Origin of the sequence: Aquicoccus porphyridii (genome assembly GCF_008369105.1) — a bacterium.
Lineage (GTDB): Bacteria > Pseudomonadota > Alphaproteobacteria > Rhodobacterales > Rhodobacteraceae > Aquicoccus > Aquicoccus porphyridii.
Genome location: NZ_VINQ01000007.1, coordinates 160,952 through 179,538, shown reverse-complemented (window position 1 = coordinate 179,538; position 18,587 = coordinate 160,952). Strand labels below are relative to the sequence as shown.

16 protein-coding genes and 2 pseudogenes are annotated in these 18,587 nt (G+C 61.3%); 6 read left to right on the top strand and 12 right to left on the bottom strand.

Annotation, left to right across the window (positions count from 1 at the left end; translation table 11 throughout):
- Positions 1–465 precede the first annotated feature (465 nt).
- From FLO80_RS11495 to FLO80_RS11485, 3 genes and pseudogenes are all read right to left on the bottom strand, one after another.
- Positions 466–869: pseudogene (locus FLO80_RS11495) on the bottom strand (transposase).
- Positions 870–961: 92 nt separating this feature from the next.
- Positions 962–1,918: an alpha/beta hydrolase family protein gene (locus FLO80_RS11490; protein WP_111368216.1), complete on the bottom strand. Its 957-nt coding sequence runs from the start codon at positions 1,916–1,918 to the stop codon at positions 962–964.
- Between the two features lie 59 nt (positions 1,919–1,977).
- Positions 1,978–2,736, bottom strand: coding sequence for an SDR family oxidoreductase (locus tag FLO80_RS11485; RefSeq protein ID WP_111368219.1), 759 nt, complete (start codon positions 2,734–2,736; stop codon positions 1,978–1,980).
- A gap of 100 nt (positions 2,737–2,836) precedes the next feature.
- Between FLO80_RS11485 and FLO80_RS11480 the strand changes: the two genes are divergently transcribed.
- Positions 2,837–3,733, top strand: a complete 897-nt coding sequence (locus FLO80_RS11480; RefSeq protein ID WP_111368560.1) for an AraC family transcriptional regulator — start codon at positions 2,837–2,839, stop codon at positions 3,731–3,733.
- 290 nt (positions 3,734–4,023) lie between these two features.
- On the opposite strand, the pseudogene FLO80_RS11470 reads toward FLO80_RS11480, so the two are convergent.
- The 4 genes and pseudogenes from FLO80_RS11470 to FLO80_RS11455 all read right to left on the bottom strand — a co-directional run.
- A pseudogene (locus FLO80_RS11470) lies at positions 4,024–4,170 on the bottom strand (IS5/IS1182 family transposase); the annotation flags it as partial.
- A gap of 170 nt (positions 4,171–4,340) precedes the next feature.
- A complete protein-coding gene (locus FLO80_RS11465) occupies positions 4,341–4,865 on the bottom strand; it encodes a MaoC family dehydratase (RefSeq protein WP_281286999.1) in 525 nt (174 codons plus the stop codon).
- On the bottom strand, positions 4,825–5,655 hold the full coding sequence (locus FLO80_RS11460; protein WP_111368224.1) for an SDR family oxidoreductase: 831 nt from the start codon (positions 5,653–5,655) through the stop codon (positions 4,825–4,827). The genes FLO80_RS11465 and FLO80_RS11460 overlap by 41 nt, the downstream gene beginning before the upstream one ends.
- A complete protein-coding gene (locus tag FLO80_RS11455) occupies positions 5,652–6,464 on the bottom strand; it encodes an oxepin-CoA hydrolase, alternative type (RefSeq protein WP_111368561.1) in 813 nt (270 codons plus the stop codon). Before FLO80_RS11455 ends, FLO80_RS11460 begins: the two co-directional genes overlap by 4 nt.
- A gap of 134 nt (positions 6,465–6,598) precedes the next feature.
- Here FLO80_RS11455 and FLO80_RS11450 point away from each other — a divergent pair, with 134 nt between their 5' ends.
- From FLO80_RS11450 to FLO80_RS11430, 5 genes are all read left to right on the top strand, one after another.
- A complete protein-coding gene (locus FLO80_RS11450; protein ID WP_149187076.1) occupies positions 6,599–7,807 on the top strand; it encodes a CaiB/BaiF CoA transferase family protein in 1,209 nt (402 codons plus the stop codon).
- The gene (locus FLO80_RS11445) at positions 7,804–8,643 is read left to right on the top strand and encodes an IclR family transcriptional regulator (protein WP_111368226.1); all 840 of its coding nucleotides are present in this window, start codon (positions 7,804–7,806) and stop codon (positions 8,641–8,643) included. Before FLO80_RS11450 ends, FLO80_RS11445 begins: the two co-directional genes overlap by 4 nt.
- Positions 8,644–8,848: 205 nt before the next feature.
- The gene (locus FLO80_RS11440) at positions 8,849–10,006 is read left to right on the top strand and encodes a TAXI family TRAP transporter solute-binding subunit (RefSeq protein WP_111368229.1); all 1,158 of its coding nucleotides are present in this window, start codon (positions 8,849–8,851) and stop codon (positions 10,004–10,006) included.
- 67 nt (positions 10,007–10,073) lie between these two features.
- Positions 10,074–12,074, top strand: a complete 2,001-nt coding sequence (locus FLO80_RS11435; RefSeq protein ID WP_111368232.1) for a TRAP transporter permease — start codon at positions 10,074–10,076, stop codon at positions 12,072–12,074.
- A 61-nt stretch (positions 12,075–12,135) separates the two neighbouring features.
- Positions 12,136–13,404 (top strand): serine hydrolase domain-containing protein, encoded by a 1,269-nt coding sequence (locus tag FLO80_RS11430; protein ID WP_111368234.1) that lies wholly within the window; start codon positions 12,136–12,138, stop codon positions 13,402–13,404.
- Positions 13,405–13,637: 233 nt separating this feature from the next.
- Here FLO80_RS11430 and FLO80_RS11425 read toward each other — a convergent pair whose 3' ends face one another.
- From FLO80_RS11425 to FLO80_RS11405, 5 genes are all read right to left on the bottom strand, one after another.
- Positions 13,638–14,231: a DJ-1/PfpI family protein gene (locus FLO80_RS11425; RefSeq protein WP_111368236.1), complete on the bottom strand. Its 594-nt coding sequence runs from the start codon at positions 14,229–14,231 to the stop codon at positions 13,638–13,640.
- A gap of 70 nt (positions 14,232–14,301) precedes the next feature.
- Entirely contained in the window at positions 14,302–15,267 is a 966-nt protein-coding gene (locus tag FLO80_RS11420) for a substrate-binding domain-containing protein (protein ID WP_111368238.1), read from the bottom strand.
- 39 nt (positions 15,268–15,306) lie between these two features.
- Positions 15,307–16,302, bottom strand: coding sequence for an ABC transporter permease (locus tag FLO80_RS11415; protein ID WP_111368241.1), 996 nt, complete (start codon positions 16,300–16,302; stop codon positions 15,307–15,309).
- The gene (locus tag FLO80_RS11410) at positions 16,299–17,858 is read right to left on the bottom strand and encodes a sugar ABC transporter ATP-binding protein (RefSeq protein WP_111368243.1); all 1,560 of its coding nucleotides are present in this window, start codon (positions 17,856–17,858) and stop codon (positions 16,299–16,301) included. Before FLO80_RS11410 ends, FLO80_RS11415 begins: the two co-directional genes overlap by 4 nt.
- Complete coding sequence (locus tag FLO80_RS11405) at positions 17,855–18,541, bottom strand: GntR family transcriptional regulator (RefSeq protein ID WP_111368246.1); 687 nt, start codon at positions 18,539–18,541, stop codon at positions 17,855–17,857. Before FLO80_RS11405 ends, FLO80_RS11410 begins: the two co-directional genes overlap by 4 nt.
- Positions 18,542–18,587: the final 46 nt, after the last annotated feature.

Sequence of the window (18,587 nt, the reverse complement as noted above, 5' to 3'; positions counted from 1 at the left end):
AGATGGTCCTCGCCAATCCAATCCTCAAGACGTTCCGGAAACAGCGTGACCTGATCGCGATCAACACCACCGATGAAACCTGACATACATGCACTCCCATCTCGCAACAAGCATACCACATGTTGGAGTTTCCACACAGCCTCGGCCGGATGTGTCGATCAGCCTCGTGGCGGTCACTTTGCAAAGCCCCTTCCTGCACATCGCCCCCACTTGGGACGGATTCACCCCGTTGACTTCAGTCCGCCCGGGCCGCTTGCGGTCCGGGCATGCGCCCGCCCGCCCCATGGCGGGCGCATTCTGCGCCCACCTCGGGCAGGCGCATGCCCTTGGCGCATGTCGCAGTGGAACGGATTCACGCCTCTCCGCCCCGGCCTTGAGCCGGGGCCTATGACAAAGATGAGAGGCCCCGGCTCACGGCCGGGGCGGGTGTTTCCGATCAAATGCGACATGCCCTAGGATCAGGGTTCATAACCAATAGATGACGGTCGCAGCGAGAGCGATTGCTGAGAGAAAGATCTTTGGGCATCTATCGTAGCGTGTCGCCAGGCCTTGAGCCTTCCGAACATGATCCCAATTCGGTTACGCCGCTTGTATCGGCGTTTGTCGTACTTCACGGTCGTTTTGCGTTGACTTCGACCCGGGATGCAGGCGCGTATCCCTTTATCGCTCCAACGCGTCCACCGGCTGTAAAGCGTCTTGTGAGGACCGTAGAGTTCCGGAGCGTCGCGCCAGCGCAACCCATTGCGATTGATGAAGATAATCCCGCTCAACGCTCGTCTGTCATCGACCCGTGGCTTGCCGTGCGATTTCGGGAAGAAGGGGGGAAGCTTGGCCATCTGCTCGTCGGTCAGCCAGAAAAGGTCGCCCATGTCACCGCTCCGTTTTCCGAGCCGTGAATCACGCTGCGCAGTAAGAATCAACGCATCCTGACCTTAGCGCGACGACGGCGATCGTCGCAGGGCTACTTGCCTTTGGGCCGCGTCTTCGGTGTGACCTGCGCCAGTGCCGAAGCTGGTCCGTCAAGCGCCCCGGCGGCGGTCTTCCAGGCATCGGCATCCAGGCCGAGGGTCGAGCGCAGCCAGGCGAGGGTCAGCCGCTTGGTGGCCTCCAGCGCGTCCGGCGCTTCGGTCTCGGTCTCTTTCGCGTCGAGGCCCGCAATGCCGCCCAGCCCGTGCCCGACGCCACGCAGGGTCAGAAGCGCCTCGGCGCCGGGGCTGTCATGGAAGGCATCGGCGAACCAGTCCGGGCCGCGCGGGGTGAAATGCGGATTGTCCTCGTCGCCGACAACCACGAGGGTCCGCGTCGTCAGGCCGGAAAAATCCACGTCAAAGAAGGGGAAGCGCCCTGCATTCTCGGGTGTCAGATCGCTGCCGCCCCGGCCGGGCGCGGTCAGCATAAGCCCGGCAGATATGCGCGGATCGCGGAAGTCCTCGCCCTGAACGCGGCTGCCCAGCAACAGGCCGGTGGTGTAGCCGCCGAAGGAATGGCCCGCCGCCGCGATGCGGGTGTGATCCAGCCGCCCGACAATGGCCGGGACCTGATGCTCGATCTCGTTCAGGCGGTCGAGGATCGCTTTCATCTCCGCAACCCGCTCGCGCCAGAAGAACGGCGCGCCTTGCGCATCCGGTGGCAGGCCGCCGACGCGGGACGTGGCATGGGTCGGCTGGATCACGGCAAGCCCGCGCTCGGCCCAGAATTGTGCGAGATGGGCATAGCCATCCTTGGACGGGATGTAGTTCGACGGGCCACCTCCATGCGAGAACAGCACGATGGGAATGTCCATGCTTTCCGCTGGGGCCGTGATGCGCAGTTCCAGCGGTTGACGGCCCTCCATCGGCAGGGTGACCGGCGTATAGGCCACGGTCAGCGCAGCGTCGGGCGTGGGGATGTGGCGGGCGAGGTCGATCAGGTTGTTCATGAGGGTCGTGTCCTTGAAACAGGGGAAACCGTCGCCCCGGTCGGGGCGACGGCAACGGGTCATTCGACGGGCAGATCGGCTTTGTGGAACCACGCCACGGCGTCAGCCCCGGCAGGGGTCTTCATCGGCGTATCGGGATCGGTCACCGCCCGCCAAACGGCCTCGGCCACGTCATCTGCCACCGTCACTTCGCTCGATCCGCGCAGTTCGCCGAGATAATCCATGACAAAGGCCTCGTAGGGTGCGGGGATCTCCATCCCCATCCGGGCGACGACGTTCTGACCGAAAGAGGTTGTCGGCGACGAGCCCGGCAAGACCAGCCGCACCCGGACGCCGAAGAGCGCCGCCTCGAGCGCGAAGCTTTCGGTGAAAGCGTTGAGCGCGGCCTTGCTGGCGCTGTAGGCCGAGAGGGCAGGGAGCGGCTTGACCGTGACGCTGGAGCTGACATTGACGATCACGCCCTCGCCTCGCTCGCGGAACTGCGGCATGACGGCCTTGGTCAGTGCGATGGGGCCGAGGATATTGGTCTCGAACACCTCGCGGGTGTTCTCCATCGCAGCACCTTCCACCACGTTCAGCATCCCGACCCCGGCGTTGTTGACCAGCGCGTCGAGCGGCCCGGCCTGTGCGACTGCCGCTGCAATGCTGTCCGCGTCGGTCACATCCAGCGGCAGGACGGTCAGCCCCTCCTGCGCGGGCAGGATGTCTTCGCTGGGATTGCGCATCGTGGCGATCACCTCCCAGCCTTCGGCGAGGAAACGCTGTGCGGTGGCGAGGCCGAACCCGGTCGAGCAGCCGGTGATAAGAATCCTGGGCATGTTGTGTTTCTCCTGTTTTTGCCTTGTTCAGGAGATGGCGGACAGCCTCCGGACATTCTATCACTGGAAATCCAGAATACTTTTGCATATGTCCGGAAACATGAGAGACCCCCTCGCAGATGTCGTCAGCCTCCTGAAACCCGCCCCGTCGATCTCCAAGCTGGTGTCGGGAGGCGGTCGATGGATTGTTGAGCGTTCGAACATGGGCAGTCCGTTCTACTGCGCGATGGTCGTGGGCAGTTGCTGGATGACCATCGCCGGCCGCGCGCCGATCCGTCTCACTGCAGGCGATTTCGTGTTGGTGCCCGCCATCTTCGACTTCTCGATGTCGAGCCTGGAGCCGCCGACAAGCCTCGCGCGGCCGCTGCCCCTTGAGGTCAGCCCCGGGGTGTTTCGAATGGGCAGTCCCGACGCGCCCGCTGAAGTTCAGGCGCTGGTTGGCCATTGCGCCTTTGCCTCGCGAGACAAGGATCTTCTGGTGTCGCTGTTGCCCGAGGTCATCCATGTCCAAGGCGCGGATCGGCTGACCGCGCTGGTGAAGATGATCGACGATGAAACCCGGAGTGACCGTGCCGCCCGCGACGTGGTGCTGGGTCATCTGCTGGAAGTGATGCTGATCGAGGCGCTTCGCTCGACCGCCGAAACAGCCGTAACGCCAGGCCTGCTGCGCGGACTGGCGGACCCGCAGCTTGGCCTTGCCCTGCGGCAGATACACGCGAACCCCGACCATCCGCACTCAGTGGCCGCGCTGGCACAGGCCGCCGCAATGTCGCGCTCAACCTTCTACGAACGCTTCCGCCGCGAGATCGGCGCCGCGCCGATGGAATATGTCACGACTTGGCGGATGGCGCTGGCCAAGGACATGCTGGCCCGGAAAGAGGCCCCGATCGCCGACATTGCCAGGCGAATCGGCTATGGTTCTGCCAGCGCTTTCAGCGTCGCCTTCGCCCGCCATGTCGGTGCCCCGCCGGGGGCCTTCGCGGCCATGCGGGGCTAGCGCCGTTCAGGGGTGCATCCTCGCGCCCTTGGTGATCTTGTCGACCTCGTTCGCTTCGTGCCGCAGCGCGAGCCCCACAAGGTCAAGCGCGTTATTTTGCCCGATCGAGGTGCCCTTCGCGCTGATCGGGAACACAACCTCTCGCCCATCGGCATGTATCGCAGTGCCGATATCGTGGCGAAGCTGGTGATGCTGGGGCTGGCCTTTGCCTCTCTGGTGGCATGGGCTGTCTGGCTGGCGAAGACACTGGAGCTCTGGGCGGTAAGATCCCGCGCGCACTGGGCGCTGAAGGTGCTGGCGATCCAGAAAATCCAATCAAGAACAGGGCGGTGCTTGGTCGGTTTGCGCCCGTTCGGGGCGCGCGCAGCGAGGATAAAGCGTTCAAGGAACGCCCACTCCTCGTCAGACATCAGGTCTCGTGCCAAGCTGGTCTCCATAACAGATATTTGTTTGAACAGCCGCTACATGATAGCAACCAACCCCCAGGTTTTACCCACTCCCCATGCCGACGGGGGAGTTTGGGGATCTGGCCCCGTATCTCGATACTCTTCTTGAAATCGTGCGTGCCAAGCCGGGTTCACTCTCACGAGCACCAGCTTCAAGCGGTTCACGTTTCAGGCGGAAAAGCTGGGCAAAGGTACCGGCGGGCGCGCCAGTCTGCGACAAGGGCGGGCTTGTCGTGATTTTCGATCTCGACCACGATCGCGAAAGTGGTTTCCACGATTGTGGTTTCGATCTGCTTGAAGGCAGACAAGGTGAACCTGCCGCGGATGCAGCTGTCGACCTTGACCGGCGAGATGAAGCGCACGCGATCCAAACCGTAATTCACGTTTGTCTTTACGCCGATGATACGGGGAAGTCCCTGCATCATTTCCACGATCATCGACAGTGTCAGAAACCCGTGGGCGATCGTGCCTCCAAATGGGCCGCCGCGTGCCGTTTCCGGATCGACATGGATGGATTGGTGGTCACCGGTGCAGTCCGCGAATTGGTCGATCCGCGACTGCGTGATCTTGATCCAGTGCGATTTGCCGAGTTCGGTGCCGACAAGCGCCTCGTAATCCCTGCGGGCGAGAAATGTCTGCTTCGGGTCACTTATCGACATACAGGTCCAGCGCGAGGTCACCCCCATCGGGATCGTTCCGGTAACTGTCGAAGTTGGTGATGCCGCAGCCTGTCAGGAAATTTTCGTCGATCAGGCATTGACCGGTCAAGTTCCGCGGAGGCGTCGCAAGCACATGGCAGGCGGCATCAGCCATGATTTGAGGTGAGCGCGATCTTTTCAGATACTCGCGTCCGACTTCGAATTCCACGGCTGCGGTGGCAATCGTGGTGCGGGGCCAGAGCGTGTTCACGGCGATAGCGCGATTCCGGAATTCCTCGGCCAAGCCCAGCGACAGCAACGTCATTCCATACTTTGTAGTGGTATAGGGCGCGTACCGACCCATCCAGTCGGGCGACAGGTTGAGAGGCGGTGCAAGGTTGAGAATGTGCGCGCAGTCCGAGTGTTCCAATAGAGGCAGTGCGGCCTTGGTACAGGCAAGTACGGCGCGGGTGTTGATCTGATGGATCAGGTCGAACCGCTTCATTTCGATTTTTGCCGCCGGTTCGAGGCGGATCGCCCCGGCGTTGTTGACGAGGGCGTCCAGCCGCCCGAATGCTTCCTCGGTCGCCTTGATCGCGTCGGCGATAGAGGCGTCGTCGCGCACATCCAGTCTTACTGCAAGGGCCGTGCCGCCTATTGCACGTATTTCTTCCGCGACGCTGTGGATTGTGCCGGGCAGCCGGGCGTGCGGCGTGTCCGATTTGGCTGCGACGACGATGGAGGCGCCTTGGGACGCGGCGGTCAGGGCGATCTGGCGGCCGATGCCCCGGCTCGCCCCGGTGATCAGGACGACCCGGTCTCGAAGTGGGCCGGTCATTGGTACGCCTCCTCCTGGAGGCTGACGAAATCGGGGCGGCGCTTTTCCAGAAAAGCGGAAAGACCTTCGGCGGCTTCCGGGCCGAAGCGGGCGAGGTTGATGGATCTCGCCTCATCTTCAAGCTGTGTGGCCAGATCGCAGGCTTCAGCGGCCCCCACAAGACGTTTGATCGTGCAAAGCGCATTCGCTGGGCCGTTCGCCAATCCGCCAGCCAGTTCCAATGCGGCATCCAATACCCGACCCTCTGGGGCCAGTCGATTCACCACCCCCGCGCTGGCAAGCCGGGGGGCCGGTATGGGCAGGCCCAGCATGCAGATTTCATTGACCAGTTGGGCGGGCAGGGCGCCACGCAGGAAATGCGTCGCACCGCCATCGGGGGTCAGGCCGACCCGCACATAGGCGGCGGTAAAGTTGGCGGTTTCGCTGGCGACGATCATGTCGCAGGCCAGACACATGGAAAAGCCCGCCCCGGACGCACCGCCTTCGATTGCGGCGATCACCGGCTTGGGACAGCCCCTGATCCCCTTGATCGTGGCATTCAGCTTGTCGGTATTGCCGCTGACGCCCGCAAGTGTCGTTTGCCCGCTGGCCTTCAACGCCCGGACGTTTCCACCCGAAGAGAAAAAGCCGTTCGCCCCGGTTAGAACGATTGCGCGCACTGACGCAACCTGCTCCGCCTCCAGCAGATGCCGTCTGATCTCCGTGTAGACGTCCGGTCCGATCGCATTGCGTGTGGAGGGACCGTCGAGCGTCACGACCAGCAGGCTGCCCTGATAATTCGCTCGAACCTCCGTCACATCGTCCTTCATGTCATCCTCCATCAGTATTCCAATATAGTGGACCAAGGAGCAAAATTGCGCAACTAAGTAAATCAAAACAACCTATCGTTTGAACTATGCGAACAATATGATACGAGAAAACCGGATACTCAGGAAGGAAGACAATGAGCAAGACGGGGAAAGGACCTCTTTCGGGTCTGCGGGTACTGGACATCGCCACGATTATTGCAGGGCCGATGGCTGCGACGATGATGGCGGATTTCGGGGCCGAGGTGATAAAACTGGAGTTACCGGGTGTCGGTGATGGGTTGCGGGGGTTTCCTCCGCTCAAAGAACAAAAATCGCTTTGGTGGAAGGTCACCAACCGGGGCAAGTTCTTTGGCACGCTGGACCTGCGCAGCAACGACGGCAAGGATCTGTTTCTGAAACTGGTGGCGCAGAGCGACGTGGTGGTCGAGAATTTCCGTCCCGGCACGCTTGAACGCTGGGGGCTGGATGTCGAAACGCTGTGGAAGGCCAACCCACGCCTCGTGGTGCTGCGGTTGACCGGTTTCGGGCAGGATGGTCCGTATCGTGAAATGTCCGGTCTGGCACGGATTTTCGAGGCGATGGGTGGCCTGACCGCCATTTCCGGCGATGCGGACGGGGCCCCGATGCACACCGGCTATCCTATCGGCGACCCGATCGGCGGGTTGTTCGGTGCGTTCGCGATCATGGCCGCCCTATGGCGCGTGGCGCAAAGCGACCGTGAAAAGGGGGAGGAGATCGACCTGTCGTTGACCGAAGCGCTGTTGCGTATCATCGAAGTTCTGGCAATCGAATATGACCAGCTGGGCGAAGTGCGTCAGCGTGCGGGCAACCGCAACCTTTATTCCGCACCTTCGGACGTCTATCTGACTGCCGACAAGCGCTATGTCACGGTTGCGGGCAGCACGGCGCGCACCTTTGCCAATAATGCCCGTGCCATCGGACGGGCCGATTTGATCGACGATCCACGGTTCTGTGACAATTCCTCGCGGGTGGCCAATGTGGCGGAACTAGACCGGATCTTTGGCCGCTGGATCGCGGCGCATACTCAGGAAGAAGCCGTGACGGCGTTTCGTGCCACGGGCGGCACGTTGGCCCCCATCTATTCCATCGATCAGATTTTCGCTGACCCGCATTTCATCGCGCGGGAAACGATCACGCGCGTCCCGGACGAGGACTTCGGCGAGGTGCGGATGCAAGGGCTCGTCCCGCGCTTTCGCAATAATCCAGGTCAGATCCGATGGGCGGCCAAGGGTATCGCCACCGATAACGAATATGTCTACAAGGAGATTTTGGGTCTCGATGACTCGGAAATCGAGAACTACAGGGCAAAAGGGGTCATATGACAAACCCGCAAGACGCGCCGACGTCGGCGTCGGATCGACAGGAAGAGCTCGACACGGGAATCGATGCGTCGCTTTCCTCCACGCTGATGCGCGGGATCGAGATACTCCAGTGTTTTTCAGCATCCGAGCAGGAGTTGTCCAACGCCGAGATCGCCCGTCGGATGGGGTTGAAACGCCCGACGGTGTCACGCCTTTGCAAGACGCTGCTGCACATGGGTTACCTTCGCAAGACGTCGAAGGGGGCATTTCGGCTGGCGCCGCAACTGTTGTCGCTGACCTATCCGGTGCTAGCGACGATGCCGTGGCGGCATGACGTCGGCGGACCGATGCGCGAGATTGCGGAAATGTGTTCCGGCAATGCCTCGCTCGGGATCATGTCTGGGGATCGCTTCGTACATGTGCAAACCGCAGGGTTGCCGCCCGGATGGCCGCATGTACCCGATATCGGTCAATCGGGTCCGCTGCATCATTCGGCATTGGGATGGTCGCTGTTGTCGATGTTGCGGGATTGGGAGTACGACGACAAGATCGACGAGATCCGCGCCCTGCACGGCGATGACTTCGAAAGCGCGCGGCCCGTTATGGATGCTGCGGTGGCGCGATGCCGCGAGCAAGGGTTCTGTGTGTCCTATGGGGACTGGCGGCCCGACCTTGTGGCAGCTGGCGCCCCTCTGGGCCGGACCGAGGATGGGCTTTGTGTCGCCATCGCCTGTGCGGTGCCGCGCTACCGCGCTGTTTCTGACTATTTCGAATCGGATCTTGGACCGCGCCTTGCGGAAGCCGCGGTGTCGATACGCATGTCAGGCGTTTTCAAGATGAGTTCCAAGAAGGGCTGATTGCCTGGACCGTTGACCGGCCCGGAGGGTGGATGAAAAATCCGCCCTTGGGTGCTGTTTTGATTGGCATAGTGTTCCAATAAATGAAACAAAACTGAAAAAATGATCATTAAATAGAAATTTATGTTGATTGCTTTCATTCTCCATGCAAGCCTTTCGCTGCAGCCGACCGTCTGACGTGTCGGACGACAATAGGGAGGAGACTATGCGAAAGAGTGTTTTCGCTGCGGCCCTGTGCCTTGCGGCACCTGCCGTGCAAGCAGCAGATTTCGAATTGCCCCGCCAGATCGCTTGGACGGCCTATGGCACCGGATCGGCGGGCTACAACGAGGCGGTCGCCATCGGCGCCGCGCTTCAGGATGAAGCGGAGGTCAATCTCAGGATACTGCCTGCGGGAAACGATGTGGCCCGCATGGAGCCGCTGCGCCAGGGCAAGGTGGACTTTTCGCTTAACGGCATCGGTGTCTATCTGGCGCAAGAGGGCGTTCTGGCATTCGGGAACGACAACTGGGGACCACAGAAGATCAGGGTGTTGGGCACCAACTCCGGGGGCGGCGTTGCCATGTCCATCGGCGTCGCGCGCGATGCCTGCGACGATGCGGGCAAACCCGATTGCGAGGGTTTTACCTACGCGGACGTCAAGGGGCTTCGTGTGGCGTTCATCAAGGGTGCGCCGGCGCTGAATACGAATACCTCGTCCTGGCTGGCCTATGGCGGTCTGACATGGGACGACGTGGAAAAGGTTGAATTCGGTGGCTTCGGTGCGGCGTGGAAGGGGATGGTCGACGGTACGGTCGACGTTGCGTTTTCATCGACGAACTCCGGCGTGACGTATGAGGTGGCATCCAGCCCGCGCGGACTGTTCTGGCCGCCCTTCGATCCGTCCGACGAGGAAGCGTTCAACCGGCTGACCGCCGTCGCCCCTTATTACATCAAGTCCAAGGGCACGGTCGGTGCGAACATCGACGGCACGGGCGGGCGCGACATGGCGGCCTTTCCCTATCCGATCCTGATCGGGTTGGACACCACGGATGCGAATCTGGCTTACAACATGACAAAGGCCATGTTCGAGCTGTTGCCGGCATACTCGGGCAAGACACCGGGCATCGAAGGTTGGGCGATGGAGTTTCAGCAGTTTGACTGGGTGATCCCGTATCATGAGGGCGCCGTGCGTTACTATAAGGAAAGCGGCGCCTGGTCGGATGCCGCGCAGGAGCATAACGACAACCTGATCGCGCGACAGGATGCTCTGGCGGCGGCATGGGATGCGCTCAAGGCCGAGGCACCAGACAACTGGGAAGAGGCCTGGGCCGAGCGGCGGCGCGAGGCGTTGAAGGCCGGGGGCTTTCAGGTCGCGTTCTGATCCAGGTGCGGGCGGAAGGAATTCCGCCCGTCGCATGTCGAAAATCTCAGATGACAGGTAGGCGCAAATGAGCGACGGGCCCGCGCAGAACCGTTCGACAAGAGCCCTGGAAGAGGACCTCGCAAACGAAAGGCTGTCGTTTTCCCGGTTGGGCAGATGGTACATCGCGCTTGCTACGGTTGCCGCCATCGCTCTTTCGATCAACCAGCTCTTCAACCTGCGTATCGGCGGCTACGCGATGCTGGAGGGCATGTACCTTTATATCCTCGCCGGTATCTTCTTGTCGGTTACCTTTCTCGGCTTCCGGATCACCGGGCGCCGGTCGACCGATATCCCCTGGTACGACTGGGTGCTGTCCGGCCTGACCCTGGCCGTCGGAGCCTACTTTGCGTTGACGAGGGGCGAAAGTCTCGACAACGGGTGGGAATATGCCGCGCCGGAAACGGCCAAGTGGTGGTCGATCCTGTTCTATCTGTTGATCCTCGAAGGCACCCGAAGGGCAGGGGGGGTCGTTCTTTTCGCGGTTGTACTGGTGTTTTCCATCTACCCGACATTCGCCGGGCGTGTCCCCGAACCACTGAGCGGTTTCACCCAGCCGTTTACCGATGTCATTCCCTTCTTCATGCTCTCGTCCGAAGCCTCCTTCGGCATCCCGATGCAGGCGTTCGGTACGCTGGTGATCGGGTTCATCCTGTTCGGTTCAGTTCTGCAATACACAGGCGGCGGCCGTTTTTTCAACGACCTGGCCATGGCGCTTGTCGGGCAGTATCGCGGTGGTGCGGGCAAGGTGTCGATCTTTGCCTCCGGGTTTATGGGTTCGATGTCGGGGTCGGTCATCTCGAACGTGCTGACAACAGGTGCAGTATCAATCCCGACGATGAAGCGGTCGGGCTTTTCCGCGCGCTTTGCCGCCGCTACGGAGGCCTGCGCCTCGACCGGGGGGGTGTTGATGCCACCGATCATGGGGGCCACCGCCTTTGTCATGGCGTCCTGGCTCAGCCTGCCCTATTCGCAGATCATGCTGGCGGCGGCGATCCCTTCGGCGCTGTACTACTTTGGCCTGTTCGTTCAGATCGACGCCTATTCGGCGCGGCGCGGTCTGACCGGGCTCCGCCGTGCCGATCTGCCCGGTGTGCGCGCAACCCTGCGCGAGGGCTGGCTCTACATCATCGTTTTCGCGCTTTTGATAGTATTGATGACTGCCTACCGCTGGGAAACAACTGCGCCATTCTACGCTGTCGCACTGTTGCTGGTTTTTAACCAGTTCAGCAAACGGGACAGGTTCACGCGCGCCGGGTTCGCCGACATGATAATCTCGGTTGGTCGGACGTTGTCCGAGATTGTTTCAATTCTGCTTGGCATCGGCATGATCGTGGGTGCCTTTCAGGCCACCGGCCTGACAGGGCCACTGGCGAACGAACTGGTGCACGTTGCGGGCAATTCGACCGGCATGTTGCTGATCATGGGCGCTCTGACGGCGTTCATCTTTGGCATGGGGATGACGGTCACCGCCTGTTACATTTTCCTTGCCGTCGTTCTGGCCCCCGCGCTGGTACAGGCCGGGCTCAATGAACTGGCGGTTCACCTGTTCATACTTTATTGGGGCATGGTCAGTTTCATCACGCCACCCGTGGCATTGGGGGCATTTTCCGCGGCCACACTAGCCGGTGCAAACCCGATGTCTTCGGCATGGCAGGCGACAAGGCTTGGCGTGGTGATCTACGTGATCCCGTTCTTCTTCGTCCTGAACCCGGCGCTTATCGGACAGGCACCTGTGCCAGATGTGCTTGTCGCCGTGGTCTGCGCCTTTGTCGGGGTCTGGTTCCTGGCAGCAGGCATGCAGGGTTACCTAGCCTTTGTCGGGTCGATGGGCGACGGCGCTTTGTCACTTTTCATGCGTGGCACACTCGCAATTTCAGGACTGATGATCGCGGCGCCTTTTGGCGGGTTGCTTGGACTAGACCGGACCGAGGTCTCACTCGCCGGATTTGTCCTGGCTGCAGTTCCTATCGTCTTGGCATGGCACCAAGGCAAACCGGGTCGGTTGAACAGGACGGTCAAAGATTAACGGGATGAAAATGCCGTCACCGCCGCAAGGGCAGGACGGCAAGACAAGGAGGAGGAACAGAATGTCAATTTCCATGAGGTCAATCGTCTTCGGGGCGGCGGTCGCTATCGCGACATCCGCAATTGCCGCAGATCTGCCCGTCGTTCAGCCGGACGAGGTCGGCTTGTCTGCGGACAAGCTTAACCAGATCGACAAGATGCTGCAGGACCGTATCGACTCCGGGGATTTTCCTGGTGCAGTTCTACTCGTAGCGCGAAATGGCAAGGTCGCGCATGTGTCCGCCCTGGGCAAGCGCAAGATCGACGGCGATATCATGACCGACGACACCATCTTTCGCATCTATTCAATGACAAAACCGATCACATCCGTCGTGGCGCTGATGCTGGTCGAAGAAGGCAAGCTGGATCTGAATGCGCCCGTTTCACGGTATCTGCCCGAATTCAAAGAGATGACGGTCGCAACCGGCACTGCCGACGACGGGGCAATTCAGACGGAACCTGCGAAGAGGCAGATCAAGGTCGTTGACCTGATGCGCCATACGGCGGGTCTGACCTACGGTTTTTTCGGCACCGGACCGGCACGCGCGGCCCTGAAAGCAGAGAACCCCGGCAACGGGGAAAAGACCAACCGCGAAGTAGCGCAGGTGCTGGGTGGCCTGCCGCTGGAGTATCAGCCCGGCACGACCTGGGAATACAGTCGTGCTACCGATGTTCTGGGTGCCGTGATAGAGGTTGTTGACGAACGCACACTGGGGGATGCGATGCGCGCAAGGGTGTTCGAGCCACTTGGGATGACGCACACCGGCTTTAGCGTGGATCGGACAGAAGACCAGTCCCTGATCGCGGAACCCAACGATGATGATCGGATGATCGGGCACATCGCTGTGTTCGACCCCGCCGAACAGCGCCGTTTCGAGACTGGCGGTGGCGGGCTTGTATCGACTGCGGCGGATTATGCGAAGTTCATGCAGATGCTGCTGAACGAGGGCACTCTGGAAGGCACGCGCCTGCTGTCTCCCTTCACGGTGAAGTACATGTTGTCCGATCAGCTCGTCGGCATCGAAAAGGGCAAATACTATCTGCCGGGTCAGAACTATGGTTTCGGCCTTGGCGTAGCGGTGCGCCGTGTTGCCGGCGGTGCTGCCGAGATGGGCAGTGTGGGTGACTTCTACTGGGGCGGCGCCGCTGGAACCTACATGATGGGCGACCCGAGCGAGAACCTGTTCTTCATCTTCATGGTCCAGTCGCCGTCCAACGGCACGGCCATGCGCGCGGCTCTGCGGAACATGGTATACGGTGCGATGACCAATCTGGGCGAAGTGGACGACTGACAGTGCGGTGGCTACACGAGGTTGAGGTCGGCGAAGAGCCGCGCGAACTCCAACGTGAAAATCCCTGGGGAGTGGGCAAAACTTGGGGGTGGTGGTCAATGTTGGCAGTTTAATGAGAGATTACGTGCACTCATCCCGAGCGACAGCCGATTCTTGCTGCCAACAGAGAGACGCTTGGAATGGCGAACGCCGCCTTGAGGCGGCGGTTCGCCTGATTTCAGAGTTAATGCCGATCAGGCGTGACGGATTTCCGTGCCGAGAACCTTCAGGCACTCCCGCATGAAGGCGGCCAGGCCGGTCCAACCTTTCGCGGAGACCATCGTGCCATCGACATAGGCCTCCTTCGGCTCGACGTCGATATAGGTGCCTCCGACAGCAGCCACTTCCGGCGCACAGGCACCGAGGCCGGCGACTTTTCTGCCCTTGAGTACACCGGGCACCGCCATCAGGATCTGCACTCCGTGGCAGATGGTGAAGATCGGTTTTCCGGCATCGTGGAAATGCTGCACCATGGTCTGAATGCGAGGATCAGTGCGAATGTATTCCGGACCTCGCCCGCCTGCGGCATAGACCGCGTCGTAGCTGTCAAGCTCGTCCTCGGCTTCCGAAAACGTCTTGTTGATCTCGGCGAAGTGACCGGGTTTTTCCGTATAGGTCTGGTCGCCTTCGAAATCGTGCAGGGAGGTCTTGATCAAATCGCCTTCGCTCTTGTCGGGGCAGACCACGTGGACGGTGTGGCCGACGGCTTCCATGCCTTGCTGATAGACATAGATTTCGTATTCCTCGGTGAATTCACCGGTGAGCATGAGGATTTTCTTACCGCTCATCTGAGTCTCCTGGGGTCAAGGGTGGAACACCCGACCGCCACGCAGGGGCGGCCGGGCAGGGGTAATTCGTTCAGAACGGGGAGCCCGGAAAGTAGAACTGCTCTGCGTTCTCGGGGGTGATCAATGGCGCGTCCAGCTTGAACGAGCCGCGCATCGGGGCCTGGCCAGCGAACTGTGCCGCAGTCATGTAGATCGCTGAGGCGATCATTGACGGCGGGTACGGAGTGGAGATCGGCGTGCGTTCGTCGCCTGCCATCACCATTTCAATCACCTGCTTCATGCCGTTACCGCCGAGAGCGTACTTGATGTCCGTGCGGCCCGCTTGGTCGACGGCCTCGATCACACCGAGCAGCATGTCGTCGTCATTGGCCCAGACTGCGTCGATATTCGGATACTTTGCAAGGTAGTCCTGCATCAGTGTAAAAGCCTCGTCCTGATTCCAGTTGGCGTACTGGATATCGAGGATCTCGATGCCGGACTGGTCGATGACATCCCTGAAGCCCTGGATGCGCTCGTCGTCGATCACCGTCGGGATACCGCGCAGCACGACGATTTCGCCCTCGCCGCCCAGCTTCTCGACCAGCCACTCGGCCGTGTTCGCACCGACGGCAATGTTGTCGCCCGCGACGTAGAGATCCTGAATCGAAGGATCAGACAGGCCCCGGTCCACCACGGTGATAAAGGTACCGTTGGACGCAACCTGCTCCACCGGGCCAGTCAGCTCTTCCGAAGTGAAGGGCAGGATCACCAGCGCGTCGAGGGTATTCGTGGCCGAGAGATCTTCGAGAGAGGAAACCTGCGCCGTTGCTGACGACGCGGTCGAGACGATGACGTCAATGTTCGGATAGGCCGCTTCGATCTGTTTCTCGGCCTCCTGCGCGTGGAAGACCACGCCGCCGGTCCAGCCGTGGGTGGCGGCCGGAATGGACACCGCGATGGTGAACTCCTTGTCTTGGGCCTGTGCGGTCGCGCCGGTCAACGTCCCCACGATGATGGCGGCCGACAAAAGCGCCGTGCCTTTTTTCCTGGTTTTCATGATCCACTCCTCCTTTGGGTGATTGGGACCCGCGCGTTTCTAGCGGGCATTTGTGAAGCGGTGAGCCAGCATGGCGATGATTATGATCGCCCCCTGGACCGCGGCCACGAGGTACTCCGACACCATGTCCGACAGGACCATGACGTTGGCGATGACTTCGAGAATGAGCGCGCCGGCGACTGTGCCCCAGATATGGGCCTTGCCGCCGCGCAGCAGCGTGCCGCCGATGACGGCCGCTGTGATGACCTGAAGCTCCCAGAGCTGGCCGGTGGTCGGCGTCGCGGCGCCGAGGCGCGGCACATAGCAGATGGCGGCGACGGCGACGCAGAAGCCCTGGATAACAAAGGCCATGGTCCGAACACGCCCGACATGGACGCCCGAGAAACGGGCCACGTCAGAGTTGGAGCCGACGGCGGTGACGTGGCGGCCATATTTCGTCCGGTAGAGGATGAAGGCCCCAAGCAAGGCGACAATCACGGTGATGATCACCGGGTAGGGTACGCCGAGGAAGTCTCCAAAGTAGACCGGTCGGTAGGCCGCGCGCAGGCTTCGGTCGATGGAGAGCGATCCTCCGTCCGTCATGAAGGTGATCAAGGCGCGGAAAATGCCCATTGTGCCGAGCGTGACGATGAAGGGTTCTATTCGCCCCACCGTGGTGATCAGGCCGTTCATCAACCCGCAGAGCGAGCCCACCACCAGGGCGACCAGCGCACCAGCCGGGATCGCCCAGGGACCAAGCGATGGGGCCATGGCATTCATCGCCATGATCATGATACCCACGACGAAGGCCAGCATGGACCCGATAGACAGGTCGAGCCCGCCGGTCGCAATAACGAATGTTGCCCCGACACCGATGATCGCGATAAAGGCGCTCCGCGTGATGACGTTCATCATGTTGTTCGATGACATGAAGTTGGAATTGATCAGCGCGCCCAGCAGGACGATCACTGCCAGCGCAATGAACGGGGCGAGGTCGCTCCAGCGGATCTTGAAGCCCTCGCTTTCCTGAACGGTTGCGATTTCGGCGCTGCTCATGCGCGTTTCCTCCCCTCGGTGCCGTCGCCGCTGCTTGCGGCTGCGTAGACGACGTTTTGTTCCGTAATGTCGTCGCCTGTAAGCTCGGCGACAAACCGCCCGGCGCGCATCACGAGGACGCGGTCGGACAGGCCGATGAGTTCGGGTAACTCGGACGATATTACGGCGCAGGCCTTTCCGGCCCGGACGAGATCGTCGATGAAATGGTAGATTTGGCTCTTGTTGCCGATGTCGATGCCGCGTGTCGGCTCGTCGATAATGACGACCGAGGGGTCGGCCAGCATCACCTTGGCGAGCAGCAGCTTTTGCTGGTTGCCGCCCGACAACTGCCCAGCTTCGATCGATAGGGTGCGGACCCGGATGTCGTATTCCTCTACCGCGGATTTTACCGCGCGGGTCTCTTGCCGGCGGTCGAGGCGAAGACCCGGATTGACCATGCCGAGCGCTTGGAGTGTCAGGTTGGGGCCGAGTCCTTCGTTGAGCAGCAGGCCCTTTCCCTTGCGGTCCTCGGTCAGGTAGACGAGCCCCGCAGCCATCATGGTGCCGACATCGGGTTTGGTGATGATCGTCCCGTTTACCCTGATTGCGCGCGCCTGGGCGGGACGCAGCCCCAACAGCCCCTCGATCAGTTCGGTGCGACCAGCTCCAATCATCCCGCCGATGCCCAGCACCTCGCCGGGCCGGACGATGAAGGAGGCAGCGATCTTGCCGTGATCAACCGACAGGTCTTCGACGATGAGCACCGGATCGGTCGCCGCTGCCCCGCGTTTCGGCGGGTAGAGCATCGACAATTCTCGGCCCACCATCAGTTCGGCCATCTGGCGCTGATCCAGTTCCTGTGCTGGCCAAGTGCCGATCATCTTGCCGTCGCGGAGCACTGTGACGCGGTCCGCCAGCGCCTCGACCTCTTCCAGCCGGTGCGAGATGTAGAGCACCGCGACGCCGTCGTCGCGCAGGTTTCGCGCAATGCCCAGCAGGGCGTCGACCTCATCATTGGCCAGCATCGCGGTTGGTTCATCCAGAATCACAACCTTGCGGTCGTCCAGCAGCGCGCGGGCGATTTGTACCAACTGCCGTTGTGCCAGCGGCATGTCCCCCACCCGGGTGGTCGGACGCGCGCTGGAGCCGACCCGGGCCAATACCTCGGCAGCGCGGCGGTTCATCAGCTTGTCATCCACTCTGAAGCCGCGCGACAATTCGCGCCCGAGGAACAGGTTCTGCGCGACGGTGAGATCCGGGGCGAGCAGGATTTCCTGGTGGACAAGAACGATCCCGGCATCCTCGGCCTGCACGGCGTTGGCGAAAGTGATCGTCTTCCCGGACATGGATATTGCGCCGTCTGTCGGCGGCGTGTGCCCCGACAAGAGCTTCATCAGCGTGGACTTGCCCGCGCCGTTCTCTCCGATGATCGCGTGGACTTCGCCCGCCCGGATGTCGAGTGTAACATCGCTCAGCACCGTGATCGGACCGTAGGCCTTCGACAGGACCTCGGCGTGGAGCACCGACGGCTTGGGCGCCGTGTCGGAGCCCGTTCTATCGGTCAACGAAAAATTCATTCGAAAGCCGCCACAAGCCGGTCGCGTGACCGGCTGATGTGATCGTGCATTGCCTCGTAAGCCGCGTCAGCATCTCCTGCGCGGAAAGCAGCGAGCAGATGCTCGTGTTCTTCCAGCGCCTCTTGAGTGACGCGGCTGTGGAACATCAGGCGAAAAATATGAAGATGGATGTGCTGGTCATTCATCGCCTGCCGGACAGTTGCGTTGTCGGCCACCTTCATGATCTCGTCGTGAAAATGCGCATCCGCCCGGGCGAAACGGGAATAGCGGCTGTTGCGGTCCACAGGCGGTTCACCCTTTTCCATGTCGGAGGCTGCGCCCTCGATACGGGCGAGCGTCTCGGGCGTGAGATTCAGGCAGGCCTGCCTCGCGCTTTCGGGCTCCAGAAGCAGGCGGAACTTGTAAAGGTCGTCAAATTCCTTGCGGGTGAGTTGTGGTGATGCGGAATAGCCAATCAGGTGCGCCTTCTGCACCAAACCCTCGCGTTCCAGCCTGGTGAGGGCTTCGCGGACAGGGGTCTGCGAGACGTTGAGCTCTCTGGCAAGGCCGTCGATCGGGATGCGGGCCCCCGGAGGAATCTCGAGCGACATGATTCGTTCATAGATACGTTCATGAACGCTTTCGGCAATGCTCAAAGGCCGCACGAACCCTCCATTCCGGTCGCGGTCCGTCACTACAGCCATGCGATTCCTCCCCTTGATCAGCAATCTTGACAAGCGTGATCTTAAC